At 54.7% G+C, this 768-nt stretch carries 1 protein-coding gene; it reads left to right on the top strand.

Going from position 1 to position 768, the window contains the following annotated elements:
• The coding region (locus ACXJMY_RS38025) for a hypothetical protein (RefSeq protein WP_456624474.1) at positions 1 to 699 on the top strand (699 nt) is incomplete at its 5' end.
• Between the last annotated feature and the right edge of the window lie 69 nt (positions 700 to 768).

Raw genomic sequence — 768 nt, 5'->3', positions numbered from 1 at the left:
TCCTCTGATGGTGCGGACACTTGCGATGTGGACAACAGTTACCGGCTAAGTTCCGACAGGATGTCCTCAGGTTCCGCGTCGATGCCTAAAGCAGTTCCGGGTGTCGCCATTGCGTCGCTCCTCGCCGCGTCCGACCTGAAAGCTTGCATTGACAGCTGCAAGAGCGGGGACAACTCGAAGTGCCTTCCGCTCGGTAAGGGAGCCATTCCAGCTCTCGCCCCTTTGGCGAAGTTTCTAAATGTAGTCGATAACGCCTCTGGTGGTGGCGGCGACGGCACGGTAGTCGCTAAGTCAGACATCACTACCGAATACGGAGGTGATGCCCATACCACTCTAGATCCATGTTCACGGGGCGACATCAAGAAGGATGGCGATCATGTCGCGAATCTCGGAGCAGGATGCTTCGTTCGTACCAAACAACTTCTCTCAAATTCTGATCTCAAGACGCGGCTGAACCTACGGGCAACGGTAAGAGGTGCGCCTTCCGCGTGGAATAAGGCCTTGGCAAGTACGGTTGATCAACCCTCCACCGTTTTTGCGGATAAAGAGTTTGCTCCCGCTATCGACTTCGAAGGACCGGGTAGCGATCCGCTGAATCGGCACCACGCCGGCGATATATATGCGATAGCTGCTATTTCAGACGCCACACTAGTGATGGCTACGAGCAAAGGATGCATCAGCGGAGATTATAAGAAATGATTTGCCTCCGTATTTGCATGGCTCTCGCACTGGCCGTCGGTCTGGGAGCGGTAAGTAAAGAAGCTGAGG

This window comes from Bradyrhizobium sp. P5_C12 (genome assembly GCF_054049735.1).
The sequence above is the reverse complement of the archived record's forward strand: the minus strand, read 5'-3'. Positions and strand labels throughout refer to the sequence as shown.